Annotated in this window: 7 protein-coding genes and 4 pseudogenes; 7 read left to right on the top strand and 4 right to left on the bottom strand. The window is 58.0% G+C overall.

Annotated elements, in window-relative coordinates; translation table 11 throughout:
• The first annotated feature begins 12 nt into the window (after positions 1-12).
• Positions 13-579 (top strand): sensor histidine kinase, encoded by a 567-nt coding sequence (locus F759_RS0134305; protein ID WP_036026039.1) that lies wholly within the window; start codon positions 13-15, stop codon positions 577-579.
• Between the two features lie 615 nt (positions 580-1,194).
• Positions 1,195-2,285 (top strand): IS3 family transposase gene (locus F759_RS0134285; protein WP_407668570.1). Its coding sequence is split into 2 segments (ribosomal slippage): positions 1,195-1,405 and positions 1,405-2,285, totalling 1,092 coding nucleotides; the frame shifts between segments, so codons are not numbered across the junction.
• Positions 2,286-2,790: 505 nt separating this feature from the next.
• Here F759_RS0134285 and F759_RS0134280 read toward each other — a convergent pair.
• Positions 2,791-3,039 carry a hypothetical protein gene (locus F759_RS0134280; protein WP_027803761.1) on the bottom strand — a complete coding sequence of 83 codons (249 nt, stop codon included), beginning with the start codon at positions 3,037-3,039 and terminating at the stop codon, positions 2,791-2,793.
• Positions 3,040-3,146: 107 nt separating this feature from the next.
• Between F759_RS0134280 and F759_RS39590 the strand changes: the two genes are divergently transcribed.
• The 4 genes and pseudogenes from F759_RS39590 to F759_RS43800 all read left to right on the top strand — a co-directional run.
• Complete coding sequence (locus F759_RS39590; protein WP_051377574.1) at positions 3,147-3,590, top strand: IS110 family transposase; 444 nt, start codon at positions 3,147-3,149, stop codon at positions 3,588-3,590.
• A 15-nt stretch (positions 3,591-3,605) separates the two neighbouring features.
• A pseudogene (locus F759_RS41775) lies at positions 3,606-3,872 on the top strand (transposase); the annotation flags it as partial.
• Between the two features lie 213 nt (positions 3,873-4,085).
• Positions 4,086-5,132 (top strand): annotated as a pseudogene (locus F759_RS39585) (IS110 family RNA-guided transposase).
• A 12-nt stretch (positions 5,133-5,144) separates the two neighbouring features.
• Positions 5,145-5,363: pseudogene (locus tag F759_RS43800) on the top strand (IS3 family transposase); the annotation flags it as partial.
• 135 nt (positions 5,364-5,498) lie between these two features.
• Here the strand turns inward: F759_RS43800 and nodU are convergent.
• From nodU to F759_RS0134250, 3 genes are all read right to left on the bottom strand, one after another.
• Entirely contained in the window at positions 5,499-7,220 is a 1,722-nt protein-coding gene (gene nodU, locus F759_RS0134260) for a nodulation protein NodU (RefSeq protein WP_027803760.1), read from the bottom strand.
• Between the two features lie 13 nt (positions 7,221-7,233).
• The gene (gene nodS / locus F759_RS0134255) at positions 7,234-7,863 is read right to left on the bottom strand and encodes a nodulation methyltransferase NodS (protein WP_027803759.1); all 630 of its coding nucleotides are present in this window, start codon (positions 7,861-7,863) and stop codon (positions 7,234-7,236) included.
• Positions 7,864-8,056: 193 nt separating this feature from the next.
• Positions 8,057-10,069, bottom strand: a complete 2,013-nt coding sequence (locus F759_RS0134250; RefSeq protein WP_027803758.1) for a carbamoyltransferase family protein — start codon at positions 10,067-10,069, stop codon at positions 8,057-8,059.
• Between the two features lie 485 nt (positions 10,070-10,554).
• Here F759_RS0134250 and nodD1 point away from each other — a divergent pair.
• A pseudogene (nodD1, locus tag F759_RS39575) lies at positions 10,555-10,803 on the top strand (transcriptional regulator NodD1); the annotation flags it as partial.

Below are 10,803 nucleotides of genomic sequence, written 5' to 3'. Positions count from 1 at the left end.
ACCGCCCTTCGCATGAGGGCATCGACGTTAGCCCTGCAGTTTGGCAAGGACCTGCCAGCGCTGGCCGAACAGGCCCAGGCATTGACGACGCTGGTGGACAACACTATGCGGGTTGTCCGGGGTGTCATCGCGTCGCTACGCCCTGCAGCGCTGGACGCAGGCATTGTGGCTGCGCTNGAGTGGCTCGTTGCGGANTTCAACCACAATCNATGCACCGTGTGTNGCCTCCGTGNNCAGGACGAGAACCTNNTGCTGAGCGAGGANCGCGCTATCGTACTGTTTCGCGTCGCCCAGGAGGCGCTGACCAATGTTGCCCGTCACGCAGCGGCGAGCCAGGTNACCATCACGCTCGAGCGAACGNCGGATTCNTGTCTGCTGGAAGTACGGGACGACGGTCAAGGATTCGATCCGCTGGCGACCAGAAAAAAATCGTTCGGACTGGCGGGGATGGAGGAGCGCGTCCTGATGCTGGGTGGTCAAATCGTTGTTGTCAGTTCACCGGGAAACGGCTGCGCGATCATCGTGCACCTACCTCTTTTCCGTGAGACCGGAGACGCGACTGAAATGAGCTACACGTGAAGGTCCGCTGCGGAGGGGGATTCAACCGGTGGGTGCAACACACTCTTATGTAGCATTGGGGTAAGGCCCAACCTGGCATGGCATACGACCAAATGTTGCACGGTAACCTCTACTGAAAAACCTGCACGAAGGCACTCGCCGGTTTTGTTGTCATGCTCAAAGATGTTCGTGAGCTGCTTATCGGCGTCTTCAAGGACGCGCAGAACGAGCGCGATCGCCAGTGCGAGCGTGACGTGAGGGCGTTCGCTGAGCCGCAAACTGGCGCCGAAGGCGCCACCAAGATCCTCACGCGGGGAGCTTAGGCTGAGTCGTCACGATGAACTTCCAATCGGCGAGCGCTGCGCGGCGATGCGGCGCTGCATGTTCTTCGTATGCCGCACTTTGCAGAATCCGTCGTAGTGCGCCGAAGCCCGCGTACCGAGCGATCGCGATATCGTCCCATGCTTCTGGGTCGTGTCCTACCAGAACTCCACGCATATTGCCGACCCAGAACAACGAATAATCCTCGCCAGCGGCGGCCCGATTGAAGGCCGGCCGTATATCGCGACCGATCAGCGATGGCTGCATCTGGCCTGCCTCAAGGATGTGTTTAGCGGAGAGTTAGTCGGCTACGCGATGGTGGCACTGGCAGCAGTACGCGGGGAGCGCACGCTGGCAGAATTGACGCAGCAGTTTGAGGTTCATGCGAACCGGATCACGGAATGGAAGCGGCAGTTGCTGGAACGAGCGGCCGACGTGTTCGGCCCGACCGGTTCGCCCGTCAATGAGCCGCCGGTGGATCTGAAGACGCTTCACACAAAGATCGGTCAATTGGCGCTGGAGAATGATTTTTTGTCCGGCGCGCTGGGCAAGGCAGGGCTGCTGAGCGCAAAGAAATGATTGACCGTGCCCACCCGCTGCCGGTTTCCCGGCAGGTCAAGCTGGTCGGCATCAGCCGATCCAGTGCGTACTATACGCCGAGCCCGGTCAGTGCCGCGGATCTGGCGCTCATGCGCCGCATCGACGAGTTGCACCTGGAGCATCCGTTTGCCGGCGCGAGCACGTGGATGCGCCTGCTCAGGCGAGAGGGCATAGTGGTCGGACGCAAGCACGTCGGCACGTTGATGCGCAAAATGGGCATCGAAGCGCTGTATCGCAAGCCGAACCTGAGCCGCAAACATCTGGCTCACAAGATCTGGCCGTACGTGCTGCGCGATCGGAAGATCGAGCGCAGCAACCAGGTGTACGCACTGGACACGACATACGTGCCTATGGCACACGGCTTTGTCTATCTCACTGCTGTGATCGATTGGGCCAGCCGCCGTGTTCTAGCGCACCGGGTCGCGATCACGGTGGAAGCTGAGATGCGGTGGCGGCGCTTGAAGAAGCATTTCTCGAAATATGGATTGCCTGAGATCGTCAACACCGATCAAGGCAGCCAATTTACCAGTACGGTCTTCACCGACGCGGTCCTCTCGCGCGGAATCGCTCTGTCGATGGATGGCAAGGGACGCTGGCGGGACAACGTTTTTATCGAACGGCTGTGGCGCAGCGTGAAGTACGAAGAGATATATTTGAAGGCCTACGAGTCCGTCGGCCAGGCACGCAAGTCGATCGCTCACTACCTGACGTGGTACAACCAGCAAAGGCCTCATTCAAGTCTGTCGGACAAGACCCCGGATGAAGCCTATTTCGCGATGCTGCCCGCGATTAAAACGGCAGCGTGACCGCCCAGCGTTCCACTTAAAAATCGAAAAAACTGTCCGGACGAACGGGGCCACCTCTTTGTCAATATCCGCTTGCGCCTGCTTCAGGTGCCTGCACAGGCCTTGCGGCCCTTCTGAGTCGCCGCATTTGCTCTCTGCCATCGCCAACTGAATCTCTTCATTCGCGGCACGAGCGGCCGCCAGCGGCGACTCTTTGCTGTCGTCGGACGCTTGGTGCTGGTTGCAACCATATGCAAGCGCTACGACGAGCGCAACGATGTAAGCGGCGATTTTCATGTTTCTCGTTTTGCTACTGCTTGCCCAACTTGCAAACAGCTATGAGTAGCACCACTGCGACAAGCCAGACGGCTCTATGGAGGGTGCGATCGCGCGACGCTCGGGTTAGATGTTCCCGCATGCCGTTTTCCGTTGTGTCAAACACTGCCTGCCGTTCGCCGATCGTCGCCGAGATAGCGGGCCGCCCAAACCGAAAAGCCGATCAGCGCAAGGAGCGGTCCGAATGTCTTTAGCTCCAACCACGTCCGGCGCTGTCCCTTGCTGACTGCATGGCCAGTTGAGTTTTGAACGATTCGAGGCGCTCGGCGCTCGAGGCTTGTAACTGGGCTTTGTGTAACTCGGGCTTCGAGTCGTATTCTGCCCCTATGGCACGTTTGAGTCGCTCGGCAATCCAGTTGCGCGCGAGGAACACCAGTACGCCGGATAGCGCGGCGCTTACGCTCGCTGACGAGATCAGGCTCAGAATGTAAGTCGGCATTTGTCTTTTGTTTCTAAACGATCAAATTAACGCCTTTAGCGCAATACCGCCCACGCCTGTCTTCGATCGACGCCTGCATCGAGTTCCTGCACGGACAATGCAAGGCCATGCGCAAGACCATCGACTCGCACATCGTCGCCGACGATTTGCTGAGTGGGAGCGTCACACGACTTCGCACAATTCCTGCCATCGGCGAAAAAACTGCAATGCGCATGGCCGCGATTCTCGTTACAAACAGCTTCCGCAGCGGCAAGGAAGCTGCTGCCTACCTCGGACTTGTGCCGATCAAGTGCGAATCAGGTAGTAGCGTCAGGGGTCGCTCTTGCTTCTCTAAAGCAGGCAATGCACGGGTGCGAGCCTCTCTGTACATGGCAGCGGTCGTCGCGAAGAAGATTAATCCGGACATCAAGGACTTATACGACAGGCTATGCGCGCAGGGAAAGACCAAGATGTCTGCGCTCGGCGCGTGCATGCGCAAACTCGTGCATCTATGCTACGGCGTGCTCAAATCCGGGCACGATTATGTGCGCCCTGAGGCACGAGTGACTTGACGTTCAAGACGGTATCATATCCGCACGGCGCGGGGCTGGCTCTATCTGACGGTTGTGCTGGACCTGTACTCTCGCAAGGTGGTCGGCTGGTCGATGGCGCCGACCATGCCGGCCGGACTGGTCATGTCGGCACTCACCATGGCGCTGCAGCAGCGTCGGCCAGCGCCGGGTCTGGTCCTGCATTCGGACCGGGGCAGCCAGTACGCGAGCGATGAATATCAGGCCTTGTTGACGCAACACCACGTGGTTGGCAGCATGAGCCGCAAGGGAAATTGTTGGGACACTCACTCTAAGATGCCTCTCGAACGTCGGCCCGATCTGACTCGTGTTGGGATTGGCCGAGCTGCCTTGGTATTGACCTGTCGATCGGGTTCCGACGTTCCCCGAGCGTTGCCGGGCCCAGCGTCTGTGACCTGATAGGAGCTTTGTTCTGCACCATGAGTGTCCTGTCCTGCGATTGGGGTTGGCGATGCGCCCACTACAAAGGAAGCACGCATAGAACAAAATGAAGTGATTCTCGGTGTCGACACGCACCTTGATGCCACGTCGGAGCGGTGATCAGCGAAGCGAGGAAACTCCTGGGAACGCTATCAGTATCTACTGATAGTGTCGGGTATCTCAATCTGTTGACGTGGGCGAATTCGTTCGGCGCTCTGCGGCGCGCGGGAGTTGAAGGGACTGGCACCTACGGAGCGGGTTTGGCCCGTCTACTCCGGGATCACGAGATTGAGGTACTGGGCGTAAATCGCCCCGATCGCGCGACGCGCCGACTCTGGGGAAAGTCCGACCCTACCGATGCTGAAAATGCTGCACGCGCAGTCCTCTCTGGAAGCGCAACGGCAATTCCAAAGGAACAATCCGGCGCCGCCGAAGCAATGCGGGCGGTGTCCGTTGCCAGACGCAGCGCCGTGAAGGCAAAGACGCAGGCTATCAATCAACTGAGAGCCTTGCTCGTCAGTGCACCTCAGGATATCCGCGAGCGGCTCTGGAAGGGAAAACCGGCAGAATGCGTTGATGTTTGCGCGCGCCTTCGTTCGTTGGGCAATACACCACTGCTGCAAACGCTCACGTCAACATTGCGCCTTCTGGCGAAACGATGGTTGACGCTGGCCGACGAACTCAAGACGCTTGATGCGATGCTCGAACGCCTGACCACCCAGCATGCCAAGCGCCTTCGAGAAAGATTCGGTGTCGGGCCTCAGACTGCTGCTGTGCTTGTAGCCGTCGCGGGTGACAATCCCGAGCGCTTAAAAAGCGAGGCCGCGCTTGCAGCCTCGTGCGGCGCAAGCCCTCTGCAGGCTTCGTCTGGCAAGACGATACGGCATCGTTTAAATCGAGGCGGAGATCGGTCCGCAAATAACGCCCTGTGGACCATCGCCCTGGTACGGATGCGCAGCGATGCCCGAACCCGCGCCTACGTCGATCGTCGCACGAAGGAAGGCATGTCCACCAAGGAGATCCATCGTTGCCTGAAGCGCTATCGTCAGGGAGTTGTATCCGCTCATCCTGGCTGACCTGGCCGATTCGACGCGTGCCGCTTGACATAGGAGCGTCAATTCGGTGATGGAGCGCTTCTTCCTGAATCTGAAGATGGAGCGCGTGTGGCAACGTCACTACGCCAACCACGATGAAGCACGGCGCGAAATCAATCAGCACATCGTCGGCTTGTACAACGCCGTACGCCTGCATTCGACTTTGGGCTATCTGTCGTCCGTTGCCTACGAGGCAAAACCGACAGTGAAAGAACCTATTAGCCTGTCCGAAATAACTTGACCACTACACCTCCGCCCGGGATAAGTGCTTGCGAAAGTCGAGCCATGGGCGGCCTGCTGATCGTTTTCGGAGCGTAGCGATAGAGCGAGCTGCCGGGACAATTGAGCGCGTCATACTGACCACTGAGCTGCAACGTCAGCAGTCTTCGAACGGCGTCGTAGCAAAAGGTCTTTCGTCGACTGACGGCGACAGACCAGTCCTAGTCAGTAACAAACCATCGCACCACACACGTTCGACGCGTCCCCACGCACAGGCTGAAGCAGCGTCCGGGAAGAAACCTCGTCCGTGATAGTTGGCGCTCGTGTTGCAGAGCAACGGAATACCCGTCAGCTTTTCGTATTCAATCAGAAGTTGCGCCACCGGATGCCCGGAAGTTCTTGAAATAGTCTGCAATCGGGCTGATCCGTCAAGATGCACGACGGCAGGTATTTTCTCTCGCCATTCCGCGCGCGTCTGATGATCGAACAACATATAGGGATCGGGGCTTCCCGGGCTAAAAATGGTCGGCGCACGATCCTCAAGGCAAATTGGCGCCACGGGACGGAAGTGCTCTCGAAACTTGATGTCGTTGAGATGATCCTTCATTGTGGGCAAAGTCGCGGCGGCCAGAATGCTTCTGCCCCCCAATGCTCGTGGTCCGAGCTCGGCTCGGCCGGCAAGGAAAATGACGGGCTTGCTACTGGCGAGTATGCCGGCGAGTTCTGCAATGGAGCAAGTAGACGCCGTCCATCCGGGCGGTACTTGGCAACCTTTTAAGGCCGGTCCGCTATATACCGACCACTCCAGCGGCACGAAGCCCTTCTCGGCTGCCAGCGCGCAACAAGCGGCGCCAATCGCAGACCCGCTATCGTTGGGAAACGGCGGCACCCAGATTGCGTCGAACAAACCGCTCGCGCGCAGGGCGCTGTTCCATTTGATATTGAGTCCGCATCCGCCAGCGATGCACAGATTTTTCGGGCCCGCAATCGAATGGCGCTGCAGCGCGATACCCATTTCATGAACGAGAAGACGCTCGAGGAATACATGGAACGAGGCGAGTACGTCTTCTGGCGGCTTGGCTTCTACTCGCAGCGCGCTTGCTTCGAAGAACTCTCCTACAGCCGCTAGTGACGCGTCCGCGCTGTGGATGTTGTGGCGATAAGCTTGCGCACACTCCGTGTCGCCAGCAAAGCGTGCCTGATAAAGCCCGCGAAATACCTCAACGATATCTTCGTCAACGGACCCCAGCGCGATGTATGCCATCAGCTTCCCGGCCACACCTAGATCCCACCGGGCGCCGCCCGGCTTCTTATAAGGACCAAAGTGATGACCCGCCGCAGCGTAGATGTGACCTATCACGGGGAACAGGCAGTCAACATGGCGGGCGTGGTGGCGTTCTACATGATAGAGGCGTGGGACGATGCCACCATCCCACACCAAACAGAATGCAGGTTGCCCGCTTTGGGCAAAGGGACTGGTGCAGTACGCGGAGGCCACATGGCCTGACACGTGAGGATAGCTTTTATAAGGAAACGACTGGCCGCTGACAAGCAGTCCGGAGCCATCGAGCGAAGCGAGAAGATCATCGGCCCGGCGTTCGGCATAAGGAGCCCCTTTCAGGCTGACGGGAATCGACCCACTGAGGACCCGAAACTGCGACTCGACTACTCCGTCCCAGCCGTCGATGACAAACTGGTCGATATCGTTCGCATCGAAACCATGCTCGGCCAATGCGATCGCGATCGCGTCGAGGTCGTCGATCGCCTGATACCGCGGATTGTTGTCTCGCTTTTCCTGCTCCACGCAAAAAACCAGTTTTCCATCCTCGACAAGGGCGATTGCTCCGTCGTGCGTCAGTTTGATCCCACAGATGCGCATAATATCTCCTGGCCTAACGCTGGTAAGTTGGTCCACACGAAGGCGAAGCCGCGTTCCGAAAACAGGCGAGGAGACAGTCTTCATTCAACGACTGACCGACGCACCTCAAACGATCGATTTCAACCAGTTCTTCTTCCAAGATGGCTATGACCGTCTCGGCTCCGGCAATGTGGCCCCATCGCCGGCAATTGGTGTCGCGTGCCGATCCAAAAACCAGCTGTCCACCGGGCGCAAGCATCCGTGCTAGATTGCGGACGGCGGCGCGCACCTCGGCGCCGCCGTCGAGGTAATAGAGAACCTCCGCCACCACGATTAGATCGAACTGTTGCTCAGTCGAAAAATGCTGGACATCGGAGACGATCCAATTGACGTTCGGTGGGTCCATCATCCGTTCGCGTGTCCTAGCAATTGCGCGTGGCACGATATCGATCACGGTGAGCCGTTGGCAGTGCGGTGCCAATTTTTCCGTGAAGGCCCCGCCTGCGCATCCGACTTCGAGCGCATTTTTGACGGATCCCTGCGAAAGTGCCATCCGAAGCATTTGCCTGTGGCGCTCGTGCTCAAAGGGATTGCTGTCGAGCCGCCATGGATCGTCTGCGTCCAATTCCCGACGCAGCAATTCGAAGTTCGTTTGATGTGTCAATTCCGCCTACCTTTATGGTGCGCCGCTGCAAGTGTCCGGACTTTGGGCCGGGACTGATGCTCCGCTGGAAACCGGCGTGTTGGTACAAGAACTGCGCGGCGGCCAAACGCCATTGTTTAACGTTCTAGAAAAATAGCTCGCGAGCGCTGTTACCTAGTTTCAGATCTTCAGCCACTCCATTGAAAGGGCGTCGTTACCGCGACAACGCCCGTGAGGGATGTAGCCGAACCCGACGCTGTTCCCACAATCCGCGCAGCTCCTTGACGAGGGTTTCACGTCGAGTCTGCTCAGGCGTAATCGTATCGAGAAGATGTCCGAGCACCGCTTCACCTTCGATCAGCATCAGCAGATCGAACAACTCATGTGAAATACGCACACTGTCACAGTTGGAGCCGCCGGTGCGAATTTCGCACACCGTCTCCTGACGATCTCGCGCTGTGTGAGCGCGGACTCGATAGAGCGATGCATAGGGCGGCAGTGAAACCGCGAGCGCAGTCCAATGTCCCTGCGTTGCGGACCGCTTTTTGACGAGGAACGGCCCGACCACAAGTCCATCCAGCTCTGTCGTCAGAAATGCGGCAATCGCGTCTGCAACCGAATCTACGATCGGCTCAGCGTTGTTATTAAAGGAAGTATTGAGCAGAATTGGGATTCCTGTCCGCTTCTTGAACGCATTAATAACCTCCCAGTAGGCGGGATTGGTCTTGCGCGATACTGTTTGCAGCCGCGCTGTACCGTCAATGTGCGTGACGGCGCCGAGCAAGGCGCGCTTGGAGTCGCACACGCGAACTACAAAATTCATAAAAGGGAACTCGCGGGTGCCCTCTGGGAGGTCAAAAAATTCGTGCGCATCGTCCTCGAGCACTGATGGCGCGAACGGTCGGTAACCCTCGCGCTTCTTGACTATGGCGTTGATCCGGTCCTTGTTTGCGGCCGGCCTGGGATCGGCAAGAATGCTGCGGTTGCCAAGCGCGCGTGGCCCGAACTCCGAACGACCCTGCACCCAGCCGATCACGGCACCATTGGCCATCCAGTCCGCTGCTCTGCCTGCCACGTCATCACTGCGTTCAACGTCGAGGTGTCCGGCCCACGCATTCAATTCTTGCTCCACGACTAGATCGCTCCCCAGATCGGGCCCCCAATAAACCTCTTGCAATCGCTCACGCGGCGCGGGCCGACCGAACTCGCTTGACGTCATAAGCGCAGCGCCTAGTGCGCAACCGGCGTCATGCGCTGCGGGCTGCACGAAGACGTCTTCGAAAAGTCCCGAATACAGCACCTTACCGTTCAGGGTGCAGTTATGAGCAACTCCTCCGGCTATACACAGCCGCTTCATACCGGTGACCTCGCGATGATGGCGGAGAATGTGAAACACGATCCGCTCCAGCGCTTCCTGCAATGAAGCACCCACATCTCGATGCTGCTGCGTGAATGGCATTCCCTTTCGCCGGACCTGGATGCTGCGGAGCAACGTCGGACCGATGCGGTCGAGGTAGACGCGGTACTCACCGTTGGCGGACAGTTGATAGAATTGCTCGAAGAGCGCGCGATAGGGAGCGGGATCCCCATAAGGTGCAAGCCCCATGACCTTGTATTCGTCGAACAAGCCGTAACCGAGATACCGGATTGTTTCGAGATAAAACAGCCCGAGAGAATTATGCTCTGCGAAAGTCGCGAGTTGCGTAATTTCGGTTCCAGATCCGAGCGCCAAGAGCCCGGAGAGGAAATCACCGCCGCCATCGACCGCGAGGATCAGACTTTGCTCGAATCCAGACATCGCAAACGCGCTCACGGCATGCGCCAGATGGTGACTCACGAATGAGATTCGCGAAGGATCGATCTCGGTACCGAATTCCTGCAATAGTAAGTTACGCAGGAACAGCTTGGCATCCGCCGGAATGGAGATGTTCGGCTGGGACAGGAACAGTCGTTCGAGCATAACGTTGCAATAGGCCTCGGTAGCGTAAAACGCGATGCGGTCGATATCGCTGAGCTGGATCCCTGCGGATGCGAGGCAGTATTGAATTGAACTGCTCGGGAACTTGTTAGAGTGCTTGATCCGGTTGAGGCGCTCCTCTTCGACGGCCGCTATTACGCGTCCGTCCCGGACAAGCACCGCAGCGCCGTCGTGCAGAAATGTGTTCGGCAGTGCGAGTTGATTTTCATGAACTTTGTCTAGCCCGCCGCTCACTCCTAAGCACAGCATGTCTCTCTCCTTCATCGTGGTAGGAAGCCCTATTGGCGAGACTCGAACTCCTACCAGCTAAGTAAGGTAGGATATCGCTCACGCTGGGAACACCGGTCAGACGTCACCAGCCCCAAAGAATCTCGTCGCAATTCATGAAAATTCTGTACCGTTTGGTATAGGTTGAGTTTCTTGGCACTGAAGGATGGCGCGACCAGAAAGCTGAAGCGCTGGAACCCCGAGGGAATCCCCAATCTCTGCCAAGTGCGGCGGGTTCGCGAGGAGGCTCCCGATGCATGTGATTGGTCGACAACTGCTGCAACGTCGTTTCCTCGGCTTCGCTGAGTTCTACGACACACTTCATCCGCTACCCCCGGCACCACGAAGGCGCCAGCAGGTTTGCGAAAATGAAATAGATCTACCAGGCACACTATCCTCCATGCCGTGCAATTCGTAAAATCGATTGTTTTGATGGAACCCATCTACATTATGGATAACTTGGGATCATGCGTTTCAAGGGCCTCGATCTGAATCTCCTCGTCGCGCTCGATGCTCTGATGACCGAGCGTAATCTCACCGCNGCGGCACGCAGCATCAACCTGAGCCAGCCGGCCATGAGCGCGGCCGTCGCCCGGCTACGCGCCTATTTCTGCGATGAACTATTTACGATGAGGGGCCGGGAACTTGTCCCAACACCGCGTGCAGAAGGGCTCGCTGCTCCAATCCGCGAGGCTCTGGTGCACATCCAGCTCTCC

The organism is Paraburkholderia dilworthii (assembly GCF_000472525.1).
Lineage (GTDB): Bacteria > Pseudomonadota > Gammaproteobacteria > Burkholderiales > Burkholderiaceae > Paraburkholderia > Paraburkholderia dilworthii.
Note: the sequence above shows the minus strand (reverse complement) of the source record. Positions and strands in the feature narration are given on the sequence as shown.